Below are 17,119 nucleotides of genomic sequence, written 5' to 3' on the forward strand. Positions count from 1 at the left end.
GAATCCTCAGAGAGAGAACATGGCGGAGATCGCAACGTCGATCACCTTGATCGCGATGAAGGGCAGCAGGACGCCACCAACGCCATAGACCAGCATGTTGTTGCGCAGCAGTTGCGTCGCGCTCGCGGGCTTGAAGCGCACGCCACGCAGGGCCAGCGGAATCAGCAGCGGGATGATGATGGCGTTGAAGATCAGCGCCGACAGCACGGCGCTGTTCGGGCTCGACAGGTTCATGACATTGAGCGTCGCCATCTGCGGGATCGTTGCGGCGAACAGCGCCGGCAGGATGGCGAAATACTTGGACACGTCGTTGGCCAGCGAGAAGGTAGTCAGCGCGCCGCGCGTGATGAGCTGCTGCTTACCGATCTCCACCACGGCGAGCAACTTGGCCGGATCGGAGTCGAGATCGACCATGTTGCCGGCCTCTTTGGCCGCCTGCGTGCCCGAGTTCATCGCCAGACCCACGTCGGCTTGGGCCAGCGCCGGCGCATCGTTGGTGCCGTCGCCCACCATCGCCACCAGGCGACCGCCAGTCTGTTCAGCACGGATACGCGCGAGCTTGTCTTCCGGGCGTGCCTCGGCGATGTAGTCATCGACACCGGCCTCGGCCGCGATGTTCGCCGCCGTGAGCGGGTTGTCGCCCGTAATCATCACGGTCTTGACGCCCATCTCGCGCAGGCGGGCAAACCTCTCCTTGATGCCGTGCTTGATCACGTCGGACAGTTCGATGACGCCCAACACGTGCCGGCCATCGCTGACCACAAGCGGCGTGGCTCCCTTGCGGGCCACATCCGCGACACGCGCTTCGAGTTCTGCGGGGACGATGCCGCCCAGCATCTGCACATGCCGCGCGATCGCGTCCATCGCGCCCTTGCGGATGACGCGCTCGCCAGGCATGTCCACGCCCGACATGCGCGATTGCGCGGAGAACGGCACGAAATGCGCGCCTTCGGGTTCATCGAGCTTCTCGTTCTTGCCGCGTGCGAGCTTGACGATAGACTTGCCTTCCGGCGTCGGGTCCGCCAGCGAAGCCAGTAGCGCCGCCTGGCGCAGTTGCGCGGCATCCACTGCGGCCAGCGCGTGGAACGCGGTGGCCTGCCGATCGCCGTGGGTAATGGTGCCGGTCTTGTCCAGCAGCAGTACGTCCACGTCGCCCGCGACTTCTACGGCCTTGCCCGACTTGGCCAGCACGTTGGCCTGTAGCGCGCGGTTCATGCCGGCAATGCCGATGGCCGGCAGCAACCCCCCGATGGTGGTTGGAATCAGGCACACCAGCAGGGCGACCAGCAGCACGACATTGACGCTCACGCCAACGAAGCCACCGATGAAGGGGAGCGTCACGACGACGATCAGGAAGGTCAGCGTCATCACGCCGAGCAGGATGCCCAGGGCAATCTCATTGGGCGTCTTCTGCCGGTTGGAGCCTTCCACCAGCGCGATCATGCGGTCTAAGAAGCTGTTGCCCGGCTCGGCGGTGACGCGCACCACGATGCGGTCGGACAGCACCTTGGTGCCGCCGATCACGCCGGAACGGTCGGTGCCGGCCTCGCGCAGCACGGGCGCGGACTCGCCGGTCACGGCGGCCTCGTTGATCGTCGCCAGACCTTCGACGATCTCGCCGTCGGCAGGCACCAACTGGCCTTCTTCGATCACGACGAGATCGCCGGGGCACAGCTCGGCGGCCGGCACCGTCTTCTCGCCGCCGGCGGTGTCCAACCGCCGGGCCATCAAATCCTTGCGGGCTCTGCGCAGCGACGCCGCCTGTCCACGTCCGCGGGATTCGGCCACGGCTTCGGCGAAGTTGCCGAATAGCACGGTAATCAGCAGGATCGCGGTCACGGCCCAGCCGAAACCGGGTTGCGCCCAACCCGCGAGGGTGGCAACCGCCGTTACCAGCGTACCGAGCCAGACCACGGCCATCACGGGGTTCTTGATGATGTGCTGCGGCGCCAGCTTGATGAAGGAGTTGACCAGCGCAGGCGCAATGCCGCGTTCATCCAGACGCGAGCGGCGGCCCGCGTATTCTTTAGAGGTCGTATGGTTCATGGTGTTTTCCTCAACGCGCGACCAGGCTCAGGTGATCGGCCACGGGGCCTAGCACCAGCACGGGCATGAACTGAAGCAGTGTCAGGATGACGATCACCGCGATCAGCGTGAGCGCAAAAGTGGGGGTTTCGATGTGCAGGCTTCCCGTGCTTTCCGGGGCTTGGCGCTTGCGCGCGAGCATGGCCGCGATCACCAGCGGAATGATGAGGGCCGGATAGCGACCCGCGGCGAGCACGAAGCTGGCGGTGACGTTCCACCAGACGGTGGCGTCGCCCAACCCCTCGAAGCCCGAGCCGTTGTTGGCGAAGGACGACGTGTATTCGTAGAAGACCTGGCTGATGGCATGGAAGCCGGGGTTCGAGTTCCCCGTCAGACTTGGCACGGCCAGCGTGATGGCGGTCAGGCTCAGCAGGATCAGCGGTTGCAGCAACACGAGCACGGCGAGCAGGCGAACCTCGGGCGCTTCGATCTTGCGCCCGAACAGTTCCGGCGTGCGCCCCGTCATCAAGCCAGCCAGGAACACGCCCAGCAGGAGATAGGTCAGGAACTGCTGCAAGCCGCTACCGATACCGCCCCAGATGGCGTTGACCAGCATGTCGCTGATCGTGACCAGGCCTGTCAGCGGCGCCAGCGAGTCGTGCATGGCGTTGACCGAGCCGTTGGACGTCTGTGTCGTCAATGCGGCCCACAGCGCGGAAGGCTCGGCGCCGAAGCGGACTTCCTTGCCTTCCATCAACGCGATGTCCTGCGAGGTCGAGGAAAACCCTTCCGACCAGATGGCGAAGCCCGCCGATGCCACCGACATGGTCAACATCGTGCCGAACACCAGCCCGGCGAACTTGCGCCGGCCGGTCAGCCCCCCCACCATGAACACCACCGCAACTGGAACCAGAATAAGTGCCAAGGTTTCAAGCAGATTCGACAGTGGCGTGGGGTTCTCCAGCGGCACCGAGCTGTTGGGGCCGTACCATCCGCCGCCATTGGTGCCGAGCTGTTTGATGGCGACCATCGGCGACACCGGACCCAGCGGGATCTTCTGCTCCTTCATTTCCACCGTCGCATCGACGGGAGCGACCACGGGGCCGCCCTCCAGCGTGGCCGGCACGCCTTGGCTGGTCAGCAGCACTGACCACAGCAGGCACAGCGGCAACATGAAGCGCAGCGTGGGGCGGATCACGTCGGCCCAGTAGTTGCCGACGTCCACCGGGGCCTGCTCCTGCCCATCAGCTTTGCGCTCTTGCGCATTGCGTCCACCGAAGAACCCGCGCAACGTCGCCACGACCAGCGCCAGACCCATCATGGGCGTAATGACCTGCAAGGTCACAATGCCCGTCATGTGGGCCAGGTACGAGAGCTGGGCCTGCCCGGAGTAGTGCTGCTGGTTGGTGTTGGTCAGGAAGGAGACCATCGTGTGCAGCGCCAGGTCCCAACTCATGTTGGGCGCACCATTGGGGTTCAGCGGTAGCCACGCCTGGGTCATCAGGATCAGCCACACGATGACCGCCAGCATCAGGTTGCTCAGCAGGAAAGCGCCGGCGTACCCGCGCCAGCTCATGCCGCGCTCGGAATTGGTGCCGATCAGCGCATACAGGGGCCGCTCCAGCCACAGAAACAGCCTGTCGCCGCGCATCGGAGCGCCGCGCATCACCGCGGCCAGATAGCGACCGAGCGGCCATCCGAGACCGATCGCCAGGGCAAATACGAGAAGAAACTCAGTCATGATCGGACTCCATCAACGTGTTGCTTGGAGGGCTTGTGGTCATCAGGCCCCCGGTCAGAAAGACGCCTGGATGGCGAACTCGGCGCGCGAGCCGGCCATGCCGGGAAACAGTCGCTTGGCCGCCGAATCGGTGCCATGCAGCGTGAGCCGGGCCTCGAACGGCGCCCTGAAAGTCCAGACGACGCCGGCCGCGCCGTGCGTATAACTGTCGGCATAAGCGCTATCGAGGACGTAGCGGGCCACGCTGCCTTCGACGCGCCACTGGTCGTTGATCGGATAACGGGCACCGAGCAGCGCATACGTGCCGGTCGTGTCGGTGGCCATCGCGTTGTTCGAGTAACCCACCGCCAGCCAGTAGTTGTCGCGCCAGGTGATGCTCGCGTTGATCTCGTTCCAGTTCAGGTTGGTGTTGGCCGATGGGTACTGGTAGCGCAGGAGATAGACATCCAGCGCCCAATCCGCGGCGATCTCTCCGCTCCATCCCACGGCAAGGTCGAATTCGCTGCGTGCGCCGTTGTCCGGCTTGAACTTGACGTTCGAGCCCCAGACGGAGGCATACAGCCCCGACTCATGGACGTATTTGACCCCCGCCTGGATGGCGGGGTCTTCGCGCGTTTGAGAGGACCCGCGCCAGACGTAGTCCGACGTCAACGTGGCGCTGCCTGAAACCTGCGCTTGCGCGCTGCTCGCCATTCCCAGCAACAGCCCAGCGACGGCAACGACCTTGGCAGTCGGACGAATATTCTTGAGAGACATGTTTTGCTTCGCAAATCAATGGCGAAATAGCCAGACTCAAGTATTCGATAGAGGCCCGTAAATTCTCCATTCAGGGAAAGGGTTTGCGCATAAATTCTGCGTAAACTTTGAGCGTGGCTTTGAGCCTTCCAAGCACGATGAAGACACGCCGCAATGCAAGGGCGTGATGGGCCGATCCTCGAACGAGGAAGCCGGGCAGGAATTTACGGCGAATTTACGGCGAACCATCCGCCGCTCGGATATGGTTTCCCGATTTGCATGCTTGGAGATGTCGGTGCCCTCGGTATTGCAGGACATCATCTTCGTTGCTGTTGTCGTGATCGCCTTTATCGCACTCCTCCGCTTATCCGAAGGGGCCGGAAAGTGGTTCGAGGATCGCTTTAGAAAGCCATCGTCACACAGCAGGCGCCGAGAAGGCACACACGAAAAATAGTATTCCGTGAGGAGGCAACAGTCTCTCTGGCGGGGACGCGGTTTCGGCTGACAATGCAGCGTGATGAGATCAAGAGAATGGAGCTACGTCATCTTCGTTGTTTTCTTGCAGTCGCAGAAGAACTCCACTTCGCTCGCGCGGCCGAGCGGTTGCACATAGAGCAATCTCCGCTATCACGAACCATCAAAGAACTGGAAGACGAATTGGGCGCGCGACTGTTCGCGCGTACCACGCGCAGCACCCGACTGACCCGTGCGGGCAAGTTGTTTCTGGAGCATGTGCCGCGTGTCTTCGCCGCCTTGCAGCAGGCGCGGGACAGCGTGAAGGCGGCGGCCAACGGCTTTCACGCCCAAATACGCATCGCGCTGTCCGATGGCATTACACCGTCGCGCTTGCCAACCCTGCTGGCGTTGTGCCGCCAGGAGGAGCCCGAGATAGATATTCGCTTGTTCGAGGTTCCGCTGTCGCAGCAGATCAAGGGCTTGCAGGAGGACTTGTACGACGTAGGATTCGCTCAATCGGATGAAGTGGGTGAAGCGCTTGTCGCCGAGCCGGTGTGGAGCGATTCGCTGATGGTGGCCGTGCCGGCTCGGCATACGCTGCTCAAATACAAGCGCATCCCCTTGGACGAAGTCCTGCGTCATCCGCTGGTGCTGTGTGATCCGCAGGTGTGCGAGGGCCACGCAAAGCAGATCGAGCGGGTGTTGCGACGGGCGGAGACGGAGCCGTTGATTGCCGAACGAGTGGCATCCTGCGACCTGATGATGGCGCTGGTTTCGGCCGGCTTTGCCTTGGGCCTGACCGGGGCAGCACACATTGCGGCCAGCCGCGAGCCTGGCGTGGTCGCCCGTCCCCTCGAAGGCCGTTCGCCTGTGCTGACCACCTACCTGCTGCGCCCAGCCGGCGAGCCATCGAGAACCTTGGCGCGATTCATTGAGCGGGTGCATTCCATCGAATCGCCCGACGGCGCCAGGGCCAGGCCCCGGCCTCAATCTCATGTTTCGGAGGACAGTGAGCCATGAACAAGATCACACCGTTCCTGCTGACCGCAGTGCTGGCCGCTTGCGGTCAGTCCGAGACACCGACGTCGGCCGCTGTGCCGACGGTCGAGGAACTTGCAGCCAACCCCGAACGGCTCAAGGAGCTTCGCCAACAGTGCAAGCTCGATCGCGCCAAGCTGGGTGATGAGTTGTGCAACCACGTGGCCGAGGCCACGCGCAAGCGCTTCTATGGGGAAGGAACCGTGCCATACACGCCGCCCGAGAAGCCACCGAAGTTCTGATCGCAGCTTCCGCGCTACAAACTCAAAAGAGATTTCTCTACACGCCGCAATGCGCCCGCGCTTGCGGCGTTTTTTCTTCTTTCGCCACTGCGCGAACTCTTGTTTTTTGCTCGACCTTTCTCCCGATAAAGGTCTTTGACCGGCACCGAGCCTGGCTCTGATCCTCGCCTGTGCGGCACGAATGCGTGCCGTTTTCGAGCGAGGAATCAGCGCAGGAGAAATCGGGAGCCGGGCCATGCAAGGAACAAACGTGCTGCTCGGGCAGATCGCCGCCGTATTCGGCATCGTGATCGCCGGGGTGTGGAGCGCCACACAATGGACAGCAGCGGCCCTTGGCTATCAAGTACGCCTTGGCTCGCCCTGGTTCGACTTCCTTGGCACGTCGATCTACCACCCGTGGAAACTGTTTGAGTGGTGGTTCTTCTTCGGGGCCTATGCACCGGAGATCTTCGACACCGGCGGCGCCATTGCCGGCGCCAGCGGCATGGTCGCGGTGGTCGTCGCCATTGCCATGTCGGTATGGCGCTCGCGCCAAGCGCGCCTGGTTACGACCTACGGCTCTGCGCGCTGGGCGAACGCGCTGGACATTCGCAAGGCCGGCCTCACGCAACCTGCCGGTGTGTTCCTTGGCCAGCACGATCGCCAGTACCTGCGCCATGAAGGCCCGGAACACGTCCTGACCTTCGCGCCCACGCGCTCGGGTAAGGGCGTGGGTCTGGTAGTGCCCACCTTGTTGAGCTGGCCCGCGTCGGCTGTCATCCACGACATCAAAGGCGAGAACTGGCAGGTCACCGCCGGCTGGCGCTCGCGCCTCTCGCATTGCCTGCTGTTCAACCCCACCGATGCGAAGTCGGCTGCCTACAACCCATTGCTGGAGGTGCGGCGCGGCGCGCATGAAGTGCGCGACGTACAGAACATCGCTGACGTTTTGGTCGATCCCGAAGGCGCGTTGGAGCGCAGGAACCATTGGGAGAAGACCAGCCATGCGCTGTTGGTCGGCGCGATCCTGCATGTGCTCTACGCCGGCGAGGACAAGACGCTGCGGGGCGTTGCGAGCTTCCTCTCCGACCCGGCCAGTCCGTTCGAGCTGACCCTGCACAGGATGATGACCACGCCGCATCTCGGCGATGGACCACATCCCGTGGTGGCATCCGCCGCACGCGAAGTCCTCAACAAGAGCGACAACGAGCGTTCCGGCGTGTTGAGCACCGCCATGTCGTTCCTTGGCCTGTACCGCGATCCCACGGTGGCCGAAGTCACCTCGCGCTGCGACTGGCGCATCGCTGACCTGATCGCTGCCGAGCATCCGGTATCGCTGTACCTCGTGGTGCCGCCTTCGGACATTTCGCGGACGAAGCCGCTCATCCGTCTGATCCTCAACCAGATCGGCCGGCGCCTCACCGAATCGCTCGACGGCTCCGATGGCATCGAACGCCGCCACAAGCTGCTGCTGATGCTCGACGAGTTTCCAGCGCTCGGGCGGCTCGACTTCTTCGAGACGGCGCTCGCTTTCATGGCGGGCTACGACCTGCGGGCCTTCCTGATCGCTCAGAGTCTGAACCAGATAGACAAGGCTTACGGCCCGAACCACTCCATCCTCGACAACTGCCATGTGCGCGTGACGTTCGCCACGAACGACGAGCGCACCGCCAAACGGATCTCCGAGACGCTGGGCACGGCCACCGAGCTGCGCGCTCAGCGCAACTACGCGGGGCACCGGCTCGCGCCGTGGCTCGGGCACCTGATGGTGTCGCGCCAGGAAACCGCGCGCCCGCTGCTGACGCCGGGCGAAGTCATGCAGCTTCCGCCTGACGAGGCCGTGGTGATGGTGTCCAGCGTGGCGCCGATCAAGGCGAAGAAGCTGCGCTACTACGCGGACGGCAATTTCAAGCGTCGCGTGCTGTCGCCGCCCGTATTGGCGGGCGGGCAGTACGCAGACGCGCCGCCATCGCGGCCCGACGACTGGAGCGGGTTGGCGGTTCCCGACGTGCCCGCCGCACCGGCCACGGCATCCGCCGATGGCCTGGGTTCCACGGATGACGGCGGCCCGCGCCGCCAGCCCGAGCTTTCCGAAACCGTCGCTTTCGACCCCGAGCTGGCCGCGCCTGTGGCCGACCTGGCGCTGCTCGATGACGACGACGACCTGCCGCTTCCCCTTCCTCGCCAGCTTGATCCAGCCATGCAGCGCACGGCCCGGCTGGCTTCCCTCGACCCCACCGACGGAATCGAGCTATGAGCCACTACCGCCTCAATTTGTTCATCCAGCCGGAGCACGCCAAGCGGCTCGATGAGCTGGCCGCCAAGAAAGGCGTGTCCAAGTCGTCCATCGTCGCGGCGGCGCTCGCATCGTGGCTGTCGCCCGATGCCGCCGACCAGCGCGAGGCGGCCATCGCCAAGCGGCTGGATCGCCTGTCGCGCCAGGCCGAGCGCATGGAGCGCGACCAGAACATCGCCATCGAAACGCTGGCGCTGTTCATCCGCTACTACCTGACCGTGAGCACGCCGGTTCCCGAGGCGCACCAAGACGCGGCACGCGCGCAGGGCAAAGCGCGCTTCGAGCAGTTCACCGAGCAGCTTGGCCGCCACCTGCTGCGGGGCCGCAGCCTTGTGCGCGACGTGGTGGAGGAACTGCATCCCGACCCGATGCGGATGGAAGACGCCGCGGCAGCCGCGCAAGCGCAGGAGCGTGCGTCATGAGCGCCCGAATTCCCATTGAAGGGCAGTCCATGAGTGCCATGTCGCTCGACCGCCGCATCCAGATGTTGCGCACGGCGATGGGGCCGCTGATCGCCGCCGCGCTCGAAGACGCGGACGTGGTGGAAATCATGCTCAACCCCGATCGCACGCTTTGGGTGGATCGCCTGTCGTCGGGTCGCGCGCCAATGGGTGTGGAGATGCCCGAAGCCGATGGCGAGCGGATCATCCGCCTCGTCGCGGCCCATGTGGGTGCGGAAGTCCATCGCGGCCAGCCGCTGCTATCCGCCGAGCTGCCCGAAACCGGCGAACGCTTCGAGGGCATTCTGCCCCCGGCTGCGCCAGGGCCAGCCTTCGCGCTGCGCAAGCGCGCCATCGGTGTAATTCCGCTGGAGCGGTACGTCATCGACGGGATGATGACCAGCGCGCAAGCGGGCTTTCTCGTTCGCGCCGTGCGCGAGCGGCAGAACGTGCTGATCGCCGGCGCCACCAGCAGCGGCAAGACCACGCTCGCCAATGCTTTGCTCGCCGAAATCGCCGCCACCGGCGACCGCGTGCTGGTGCTCGAAGACACGGTGGAGCTGCAATGCGCGGCTCGCGACCATGTACCGCTGCGCACGCGCGCCGGCGTCGTGTCTATGACCGAGCTGGTGCGCTCGTCCATGCGCCTGCGCCCTGATCGCGTAGTGGTCGGCGAGGTGCGCGGCGCCGAGGCACTGGATCTCATCAAGGTGTGGGGCACAGGCCATCCGGGCGGCATCGCCACGATCCATGCCGGCTCCGCGCTGGGCGCGCTGCTGCGCCTGGAGCAACTGATTCTCGAAGTGGCGGTGAACCCACCGCGTGCGCTGATCGCCGAGGCGGTCAACGTAGTGATCCACATCGCCGGACGCGGGCGCAAGCGCCGCATCGAGAACATCGCCCGCGTCGTCGGCTTCGACGGCGTGGGCTACCAATTGGCGGACGCACTGGAAACGCCGTTTCCCGAGCTGCCGCCACGTCCCGATGCCGCCTCCGCTGCGGCGACTTCCCCATCCCCTCACTCACTTGGAGAACTGCCATGACGCAGATGACCATTCCTGCTTTCCGTTTTTCTGCAAATCCGGCTCTGCGTCTTGCGCGGCTGCGCTGCCTAGCCCGACCTGCGGGGCAAGGGTTGCTGCTGGCCGCGCTGCTGTTGTTCCTGGCCGGGGCCGCGCAGGCCGCCGGTTCCTCGATGCCGTGGGAAGGCCCACTGCAATCCATTCTCGAATCCATCCAGGGGCCGGTGGCGCGCATCGTCGCGGTCATCATCATCATCGCCACGGGCCTCGCACTCGCATTCGGCGACACGTCGGGCGGTTTTCGCAAGCTGATCCAGATCGTGTTCGGCCTGTCCATCGCCTTCGCGGCTTCGAGCTTCTTCCTGTCGTTCTTCAGCTTCTCCGGCGGGGCCGTCGTATGAGTGCCCCGGACACCTTCGCGGACGGCTTCGAGGTGCCGCTGCATCGCTCGCTGACCGAGCCGATTCTGCTTGGCGGTGCGCCGCGCACCGTGGCGATCGCCAACGGCACGCTGGCCGCCGCCGTCGGCCTGGGCCTGCAACTGTGGATTCCCGGTGTCGTGCTCTGGATCGCCGGCCATTCGCTGGCGGTATGGGGTGCGCGCGTCGATCCGCAGTTCATGCAGGTCTTCGCCCGGCACATCAAGCACCGTCCGCTGCTGGACGTTTGAAGGGAGGACGCCGCGATGCTGAACCTCGCCGAATACCGCCAGTGCCCGGCCTTGCTTGCCGACTGGCTGCCCTGGGCCGGGCTGGTCGCACCAGGCGTCGTTTTGAACAAGGACGGAAGTTTCCAGCGCACGGCCCGGTTTCGCGGGCCTGACCTCGACAGCGCGACGCAAGGCGAGCTGGTCGCCACGTCGGCGCGACTGAACAACGCGCTGCGCCGCATGGGATCGGGCTGGGCACTGTTTATCGAAGCCGAGCGCCGACCCGCCGCCGACTATCCGCACTCGGAGTTTCCCGAGCCGCTTTCGTGGCTCGTGGAGGAGGAACGACGAGCCACCTTCGAGGAATCGGGCAACGACTTCGAGAGCGGCTATCACCTGACGCTGGTGTACCTGCCGCCCGAGGAATCCCCCGCCCGTGCAGCCAAGATGCTCTACGAGAACACGCCGACGAATGGCGTGGACTGGCGCGAGCGGCTACAAGCCTTCGTCGCGGAAACGGATCGCGTCTTCGACCTGCTCGATGGTGTGATGCCCGAAATCGCTTGGCTCGATGACGGCCAGACGCTGACCTTTCTGCACGCGACCATCTCGACGCGACGCTATCGCGTCGACGTGCCCGAAGTGCCGTTCCACATCGACGCGCTGCTGACCGATTCCGCGCTTGTCGGCGGTCTGGCGCCGGCGCTGGGCGACCAGCACCTGCGCGTGGTGTCGGTGCGGGGCTTCCCGACCTCGACCTGGCCGGGGATTCTGGACGACCTCAACCGCCTCGGCTTTGCTTACCGCTGGAGTACGCGCTTTCTCTGCCTCGACAAAGCCGAGGCGGAAAAGGAACTTTCCCGCCTGCGCCGCCAGTGGTTCGCCAAACGCAAGAACGTCATCGCGCTGCTGCGCGAAACGATCTTCCAGCAGGAAAGCCCGCTGGTCGATACCGACGCCAACAACAAGGCTGCCGACGCCGACGCCGCCTTGCAGGAGCTGGGCAGCGATCAGGTCGCCTTCGGCTATCTCACCGCGACGGTGACGGTGCTCGATGCAGACCCGGCTGTGGCCGACGAGAAGCTGCGCATGGTAGAGCGCGTCATCCAGGGACGGGGCTTCGTGACCATCCCCGAAACGCTCAATGCCGTGGATGCGTGGCTGTCGTCTATTCCGGGAAACGCCTACGCCAACGTGCGCCAGCCCATCGTCTCGACGCTGAACTTGGCGCACATGATGCCGGTGTCGGCGGTATGGGCTGGCCCCGAGCGCAATGACCACCTCGACGGCCCACCGTTGATCGTCACGCGCACCGATGGCGCGACGCCGTTCCGGCTGGTGACACACATCGGCGACGTGGGCCACACGCTGGTAGCGGGGCCGACCGGCATGGGCAAGTCGGTTCTGCTCGCCACGCTGGCGATGCAATTTCGCCGCTATCGCGGCTCGCGCATCTTCGCGTTCGACATGGGCCGCTCGATGCGTGCCACGGTTCTCGGGTTGGGTGGTGAGCACTACGACCTCGGGACGGATGGCGAAATCGCCTTCCAGCCCTTGGCACGCATCGACCGCGAGGGCTACCGCACCTGGGCCGCCGAATGGATCGAAGGCCGCTTGCTGCACGAAGGCGTGGCGGTCGGCCCCGACGAGAAGGCGGCCATCTGGTCGGCGCTGGGAAGCCTCGCCGGTGCGCCGGTGGAGCAGCGCACGATGACGGGGCTTTCCGTGCTCCTGCAATCGAACACGCTGCGCCAGGCGCTGTCGCCTTATGTGCTCGGCGGTGCTCACGGCAAGCTGCTGGACGCCGACCACGACCGGCTGGGCATGGCCGACGTGCAGTGCTTCGAGATGGAGGAGCTGATGCACAGCAAGGCCGCCGTCATGGCCGTGCTGCATTACCTCTTTGCGCGTTTCGATGAACGCTTCGACGGGGCGCCCACGCTGCTGATCCTCGATGAAGCGTGGCTGTTCCTCGATGACCCAGTGTTTGCCGCGCGCATCCGCCAGTGGCTCAAGACGCTGCGCAAGAAGAACGTAGGCGTCATCTTCGCCACGCAGAGCCTCGCCGACATCAAGGATTCGAGTATCGCGCCCGCGATCATCGAGAGCTGCGCGAATCGGATTTTCTTGCCCAACCCGCAGGCTACCGAGCCGCAGATTCGCACGATCTACGAGGGCTTCGGCCTCAACAGGCGGCAGATAGAAATCGTCGCCACAGCGCAGCCCAAGCGCGACTACTACTACCAATCCCGCCTCGGCAACCGCCTGTTCGACCTCGACCTGGGGCCGGCGGCGCTGGCGTTTGCGGGCGCTTCCACGCCGCAAGACCAGCGCGACATGGATGCGGTGCTCGCTACATCCGGTTCCTCTCCCTTCGCGGCCGCCTGGCTGCGCCATCGCGGCCTGGACTGGGCCGCCGATCTGCTGCCTTCGTTTCCTTCTCCCCAACCACAGGAGATCTCGCCATGAAACCCCGCATCCTTTCCGCAGGCCTGGCCGCCATGCTGTCCGGCTCACTTATGTTCGCCCAGCCGGCCGCAGCCCTCATCGTGTTCGACCCGTCGAACTTCGTGCAGAACATGCTGACGGCCATCCAGACGCTGCGGCAGCTCTACAACCAGATCAAGCAGTTGCAGAACGAGGCCAAAATGCTGGAGAACCAGGCGCGCAACTTGGCGAGCCTGCCGTTCAATGTGACGAGCCGCCTGCGCGCCAATCTGGCGCTCACCCAGCGGCTGATCGACCAGGCCAGGGGCCTGGTCTACGACGTGGCCCGGATGGATCGGGACTTTGCCCGGCTGTACCCCGAGCAGTACGCGGCCGCCATCAGCGGCGACCAGATGTATCGGGACACGCAGGAGCGCTGGAAGAACACGCTCACCAGCTTGCAGACCGCGATGCAGGTGCAGGCCCAGGCCTCGCAGAACCTCAAGGACGACGAAGGCGTGCTGGCCGACCTGATGGATAAGAGCCAATCCGCCGTGGGCGCTTTGCAGGCGATGCAGTCCACCAACCAACTGCTGGCCTTGCAAGCCAAGCAGTCCATCCAGACGCAGCGCTTGCAGCTCACGCAGGACCGGGCGGCCTCGCTGGAGCTGGCACGGCAGGCGGCGGCTGCCGAGCGCGGAAGGGAGGTGCGCCGGCGCTTCTTGGGCAGCGGCACGCCCTACACGCCCTATCCGGTGAACTTCTACAACCAACAGTGAGGCGACCATGCGCAGCCATCTTGTTTTCATGGCCGGTGTCCTCGCACTGGCACAGGCGTTGTTGCTGACCGCCTGCGGCAAGTCCGCTCCGACGGAGTCTGCCGAGGCGCTGGCTGAGAACCCAGAGCGGCTGAAGGAACTGCAGGCCGAATGCCGCGTGGATCGCGCACGGGTCGGCGAGGCGCAGTGCATGGCGGTGGCTGATGCGATGCGCAAGCGCTTCATGCGTCCGACGCCTTCGCCGCATGGGAAGGATCCCGTCCAGCCGAGGAGCGCGCCATGAACGACGTTGCGGTTATCGACCGCTTCCTCGATACCTTCTCGCGCTACATCGACTCGGGCTTCGGGCTGCTGCACGGCGAGGTGGCATTCCTCACGGCCACGCTGATCGCCATCGACATGGCGCTCGCCGGGCTGTTTTGGGCGATGGGCCACGCCACCGGCCAGGGCGAGGACGTGATCGCCAAGCTGATCCGCAAGGTGCTGTATGTCGGTGCCTTCGCCTACATCATCGGCAACTTCAACAGCCTAGCGGGCATCCTGTTCCGCTCCTTTGCCGATCTGGGCTTGACCGCGTCCGGCTCGGGCCTGAGCCAGGCGCAACTGCTGCAGCCAGGACGGCTGGCGCAGGTGGGTATAGAGGCCGGGCGGCCGATCATGGAGCAGATCGGCCGGATGGCGGGCTTTCCCGAGGTGTTCGTCCACCTGGACACCATCGCGGTGCTGTTCCTGGCCTGGCTGGTGCTGATCCTGTGCTTCTTCGTGCTTGCCGTGCAGCTCTTCGTGACGCTGTTGGAGTTCAAGCTGACTACGCTGGCAGGCTTCGTGCTGGTGCCGTTCGCGCTGTGGAACAAGACGGCCTTCCTCGCGGAGAAGGTGCTGGGCAATGTGGTGTCCTCGGGCATCAAGGTGCTGGTGCTGGCGGTCATCGTCGGGATCGGGACGGGGCTGTTTGCCGAGTTCAAGGTACCGGCCGAGGCCGAGCCGTCCATTGACCATGCGCTGGTCATCATGCTGGCTTCGCTGGCCATGCTCGCTCTGGGGATCTTCGGACCGGGCATTGCGACCGGGCTGGTGTCCGGTGGGCCGCAGTTGGGCGCGGGTGCGATGGCCGGCGCGGCAGTGGGCGCGGCTGGCGCCGCCGTGGCTGTGGGAGCTGCGGCAGCGGGCGTGGGCAGTGCGGTGGCCGCTGGGGCGCGCATGGCCCCCGGTGCAGCCCGCTCCCTGACTGCAACCGCCAGCAGTGCCAAATCGGCATTTGACGCCGGCTCCGCCGCTGCGGGCGGCGGCCTCAAGGGTGCAGCCGCTGGCGTAGGCAACGTCACCAAGACCGGCGTGCGCTCGATGAAGGAGCGCGTGGCCGCCGCCTTCCGGCCCGATGGCGACGCGCAGGGCGCGAGCGGGGGCACTGCTTCGCCCGCATCCGCAGAGCAGCCCGCTTGGGCCAAGCGCCTGCACCGCAGGCAGCAACTCACCCATGCCGCGACCACTGCCGCCCACGCGCTGCGCGGCGGCGACGGCGGCAGCTCCAGCCAGGGGCCGAGCCTGCGCAGTCCGGACGACTGACGCGATTCCTGATCCTCAAGGAGAACTCCCATGCGTTTCAAAAGACCGCAGGTGCGCTACGCGGATACGCCGCAGCCTGCTACTCCGTACCAATCCGCCGCTCAGGTCTGGGACGAGCGCATCGGCTCGGCCCGCGTGCAGGCGAAGAACTGGCGTTTCATGGCCTTTGGCTGTCTGGCATTTGCCGTGCTGATGGCAGGCGGCCTGGTCTGGCGTTCGGCGCAGTCCATCGTGACGCCTTATGTCATCGAGGTGGACAACGCAGGCCAGGTGCGTGCCGTGGGCGAAGCGGCCACGCCGTACCAGCCCAGCGATGCCCAGGTGGCCTACCACCTGGGCCGCTTCATCGGCCTGGTGCGCTCACTGTCCATCGACCCCATCGTCGTGCGACAGAACTGGCTGGATGCCTATGACTACACGACCGACAAGGGGGCGGTGGTGCTCAACGAGTACGCACGGGTGGCCGATCCGTTCGCGCGCATCGGCAAGGAGTCGGTGACGGTGCAGATCACCAGCGTGACCCGCGCCAGCGACACGTCCTTCAACGTGCGCTGGACGGAGACGCGCTTCGTCAACGGCGCGCTGGATCGCACCGAGCGCTGGAACGCCGTGGTGTCCATCGTGCAGCAGACCCCGCGCACCGAGCAGCGACTGCGCAAGAACCCTTTGGGCATCTACGTCAACGGGCTGTCGTGGAGCCGTGAACTGGAAGGAAATGAAGGAGCAAACCATGAATGATCTTTTCCGTAATTCCGTCTTGCCGATCATGTTGCTTGCTCTCGCGGGCTGCGCCACGCAGGGTCAGCCGCCGCCGGCCATCTCGCTCGATGAGCCGGTGCAGGCCCAGCCGCTGCCCGAAGCGCCGAAGCCGGTGGAGGTCGTGACCGTCCCCGAGGCGTTGCCGATGCCGGCGCAGATGAAACCTGTACCGGATGCCAAGCCCGCGGCAGAACCCGCCGATGAAACCGTGCGCGTATCCCGCGCCAATGCCGAGGCGCGCATTGCGCCGACGCGCGAAGGCTACGTCAACGCCATCCAGGTTTGGCCCTTCACCGATGGCGCGTTGTACCAGGTCTATGCGGCCGTCGGCCGCGTGACCGTGATCGCGCTCCAGCCGGGCGAGGAACTGGTGACGGTGGCGGCGGGCGATACGGTGCGCTGGATCGTGGGCGACACGTCCAGCGGCAGCGGTGAGGCGCTGCGCGTCAATGTGATGGTCAAGCCGATTCGCTCGGGCTTGAAGACCAATCTGGTCATCACCACCAGCCGGCGCACCTATCTGCTGGAGCTGACCTCGACCGAGAAGACGTGGATGGCGTCGGTGTCCTGGGAATACCCGAAGGACAGGATGCTGGCCTTGCAGCGCCAGGCGCAGGCGGCCAGCGCCGCCGCGCCGATCGATACGGGCCTGTCTTTGGAGAAGATCCGTTTCCGCTACGCCGTCAGCGGCAGCAATCCGCCTTGGAAGCCGCTGCGCGCCTTCGATGACGGGGAAAAGGTCTACATCCAGTTCCCGCCGGGCATCGCGCAAGGCGAACTGCCGCCGCTGTTCGTGATCGGCGCGCAGGGGGACGGCCAACTCGTCAATTACCGCTTCCGCACGCCGTACTACATCGTCGATCGCCTGTTCGGCGTGGCCGAACTGCGTCTGGGCGGTGACAAGGTCGACGTGGTGCGGATCGAGCGCACGGACGGGGTCTCGGGCCGCACGCGGAGGAACTGAG

General features: G+C 65.3%; 16 protein-coding genes. 13 read left to right on the forward strand and 3 right to left on the reverse strand.

The annotated features are described in order from the left end of the window. Positions 1-6: 6 nt before the first annotated feature. Genes kdpB through BA022_RS04660 form a run of 3 tightly spaced genes read right to left on the reverse strand, consistent with a single transcriptional unit; the run spans position 7 to position 4,522 of the window. The gene (gene kdpB, locus BA022_RS04650) at positions 7-2,046 is read right to left on the reverse strand and encodes a potassium-transporting ATPase subunit KdpB (RefSeq protein WP_088886692.1); all 2,040 of its coding nucleotides are present in this window, start codon (positions 2,044-2,046) and stop codon (positions 7-9) included. Positions 2,047-2,056: 10 nt separating this feature from the next. Beyond that, positions 2,057-3,766 carry a potassium-transporting ATPase subunit KdpA gene (kdpA, locus tag BA022_RS04655; protein ID WP_088886693.1) on the reverse strand — a complete coding sequence of 570 codons (1,710 nt, stop codon included), beginning with the start codon at positions 3,764-3,766 and terminating at the stop codon, positions 2,057-2,059. A 54-nt stretch (positions 3,767-3,820) separates the two neighbouring features. Next, positions 3,821-4,522: a TorF family putative porin gene (locus tag BA022_RS04660; protein ID WP_088886694.1), complete on the reverse strand. Its 702-nt coding sequence runs from the start codon at positions 4,520-4,522 to the stop codon at positions 3,821-3,823. Between the two features lie 510 nt (positions 4,523-5,032). Here BA022_RS04660 and BA022_RS04665 point away from each other — a divergent pair. From BA022_RS04665 to trbG, 13 genes are all read left to right on the forward strand, one after another. Continuing rightward, positions 5,033-5,977 (forward strand): LysR family transcriptional regulator, encoded by a 945-nt coding sequence (locus tag BA022_RS04665; RefSeq protein WP_088888512.1) that lies wholly within the window; start codon positions 5,033-5,035, stop codon positions 5,975-5,977. Beyond that, positions 5,974-6,237, forward strand: a complete 264-nt coding sequence (locus BA022_RS04670; RefSeq protein WP_088886695.1) for an EexN family lipoprotein — start codon at positions 5,974-5,976, stop codon at positions 6,235-6,237. Before BA022_RS04665 ends, BA022_RS04670 begins: the two co-directional genes overlap by 4 nt. Before the next feature lie 235 nt (positions 6,238-6,472). Continuing rightward, positions 6,473-8,473 carry a conjugal transfer protein TraG gene (locus BA022_RS04675; RefSeq protein ID WP_088886696.1) on the forward strand — a complete coding sequence of 667 codons (2,001 nt, stop codon included), beginning with the start codon at positions 6,473-6,475 and terminating at the stop codon, positions 8,471-8,473. Beyond that, positions 8,470-8,934, forward strand: coding sequence for a ribbon-helix-helix protein, CopG family (locus BA022_RS04680; RefSeq protein WP_003111089.1), 465 nt, complete (start codon positions 8,470-8,472; stop codon positions 8,932-8,934). Before BA022_RS04675 ends, BA022_RS04680 begins: the two co-directional genes overlap by 4 nt. Further along, entirely contained in the window at positions 8,931-9,995 is a 1,065-nt protein-coding gene (gene trbB / locus BA022_RS04685) for a P-type conjugative transfer ATPase TrbB (RefSeq protein ID WP_088886697.1), read from the forward strand. Before BA022_RS04680 ends, trbB begins: the two co-directional genes overlap by 4 nt. After that, on the forward strand, positions 9,992-10,375 hold the full coding sequence (locus BA022_RS04690; RefSeq protein ID WP_012202373.1) for a TrbC/VirB2 family type IV secretion system protein: 384 nt from the start codon (positions 9,992-9,994) through the stop codon (positions 10,373-10,375). Before trbB ends, BA022_RS04690 begins: the two co-directional genes overlap by 4 nt. Then, positions 10,372-10,644 (forward strand): VirB3 family type IV secretion system protein, encoded by a 273-nt coding sequence (locus tag BA022_RS04695; RefSeq protein WP_088886698.1) that lies wholly within the window; start codon positions 10,372-10,374, stop codon positions 10,642-10,644. The genes BA022_RS04690 and BA022_RS04695 overlap by 4 nt, the downstream gene beginning before the upstream one ends. Positions 10,645-10,659: 15 nt before the next feature. Then, on the forward strand, positions 10,660-13,092 hold the full coding sequence (gene trbE, locus BA022_RS04700) for a conjugal transfer protein TrbE (protein ID WP_088886699.1): 2,433 nt from the start codon (positions 10,660-10,662) through the stop codon (positions 13,090-13,092). After that, positions 13,089-13,829 (forward strand): P-type conjugative transfer protein TrbJ, encoded by a 741-nt coding sequence (gene trbJ, locus BA022_RS04705; RefSeq protein WP_088886700.1) that lies wholly within the window; start codon positions 13,089-13,091, stop codon positions 13,827-13,829. The genes trbE and trbJ overlap by 4 nt, the downstream gene beginning before the upstream one ends. A 7-nt stretch (positions 13,830-13,836) precedes the next feature. Continuing rightward, entirely contained in the window at positions 13,837-14,112 is a 276-nt protein-coding gene (locus tag BA022_RS04710) for an EexN family lipoprotein (protein ID WP_228403702.1), read from the forward strand. Then, positions 14,109-15,395, forward strand: a complete 1,287-nt coding sequence (trbL, locus tag BA022_RS04715; RefSeq protein WP_088886701.1) for a P-type conjugative transfer protein TrbL — start codon at positions 14,109-14,111, stop codon at positions 15,393-15,395. The genes BA022_RS04710 and trbL overlap by 4 nt, the downstream gene beginning before the upstream one ends. A 30-nt stretch (positions 15,396-15,425) precedes the next feature. After that, complete coding sequence (gene trbF / locus BA022_RS04720) at positions 15,426-16,133, forward strand: conjugal transfer protein TrbF (protein ID WP_088886702.1); 708 nt, start codon at positions 15,426-15,428, stop codon at positions 16,131-16,133. Then, positions 16,126-17,118: a P-type conjugative transfer protein TrbG gene (gene trbG / locus BA022_RS04725; RefSeq protein WP_088886703.1), complete on the forward strand. Its 993-nt coding sequence runs from the start codon at positions 16,126-16,128 to the stop codon at positions 17,116-17,118. The genes trbF and trbG overlap by 8 nt, the downstream gene beginning before the upstream one ends. Position 17,119: the final 1 nt, after the last annotated feature.

The sequence above is a fragment of the Diaphorobacter nitroreducens genome (genome assembly GCF_002214645.1).
GTDB classification, from domain to species: domain Bacteria; phylum Pseudomonadota; class Gammaproteobacteria; order Burkholderiales; family Burkholderiaceae_C; genus Diaphorobacter; species Diaphorobacter nitroreducens.

What these genes read in the sequence shown, in the direction of transcription:
- trbL (WP_088886701.1), top strand. Translation starts at nt 14,109, where the DNA reads ATGAACGACGTTGCGGTTATCGACCGCTTCCTCGATACCTTCTCGCGC.
- BA022_RS04665 (WP_088888512.1), top strand. Translation starts at nt 5,033, where the DNA reads ATGGAGCTACGTCATCTTCGTTGTTTTCTTGCAGTCGCAGAAGAACTC.
- trbF (WP_088886702.1), top strand. Translation starts at nt 15,426, where the DNA reads ATGCGTTTCAAAAGACCGCAGGTGCGCTACGCGGATACGCCGCAGCCT.
- kdpB (WP_088886692.1), bottom strand. Translation starts at nt 2,046, where the DNA reads ATGAACCATACGACCTCTAAAGAATACGCGGGCCGCCGCTCGCGTCTG.
- BA022_RS04675 (WP_088886696.1), top strand. Translation starts at nt 6,473, where the DNA reads ATGCAAGGAACAAACGTGCTGCTCGGGCAGATCGCCGCCGTATTCGGC.
- BA022_RS04660 (WP_088886694.1), bottom strand. Translation starts at nt 4,522, where the DNA reads ATGTCTCTCAAGAATATTCGTCCGACTGCCAAGGTCGTTGCCGTCGCT.
- BA022_RS04695 (WP_088886698.1), top strand. Translation starts at nt 10,372, where the DNA reads ATGAGTGCCCCGGACACCTTCGCGGACGGCTTCGAGGTGCCGCTGCAT.
- trbB (WP_088886697.1), top strand. Translation starts at nt 8,931, where the DNA reads ATGAGCGCCCGAATTCCCATTGAAGGGCAGTCCATGAGTGCCATGTCG.
- BA022_RS04710 (WP_228403702.1), top strand. Translation starts at nt 13,837, where the DNA reads ATGCGCAGCCATCTTGTTTTCATGGCCGGTGTCCTCGCACTGGCACAG.
- kdpA (WP_088886693.1), bottom strand. Translation starts at nt 3,766, where the DNA reads ATGACTGAGTTTCTTCTCGTATTTGCCCTGGCGATCGGTCTCGGATGG.
- trbJ (WP_088886700.1), top strand. Translation starts at nt 13,089, where the DNA reads ATGAAACCCCGCATCCTTTCCGCAGGCCTGGCCGCCATGCTGTCCGGC.
- BA022_RS04690 (WP_012202373.1), top strand. Translation starts at nt 9,992, where the DNA reads ATGACGCAGATGACCATTCCTGCTTTCCGTTTTTCTGCAAATCCGGCT.
- BA022_RS04680 (WP_003111089.1), top strand. Translation starts at nt 8,470, where the DNA reads ATGAGCCACTACCGCCTCAATTTGTTCATCCAGCCGGAGCACGCCAAG.
- BA022_RS04670 (WP_088886695.1), top strand. Translation starts at nt 5,974, where the DNA reads ATGAACAAGATCACACCGTTCCTGCTGACCGCAGTGCTGGCCGCTTGC.
- trbG (WP_088886703.1), top strand. Translation starts at nt 16,126, where the DNA reads ATGAATGATCTTTTCCGTAATTCCGTCTTGCCGATCATGTTGCTTGCT.
- trbE (WP_088886699.1), top strand. Translation starts at nt 10,660, where the DNA reads ATGCTGAACCTCGCCGAATACCGCCAGTGCCCGGCCTTGCTTGCCGAC.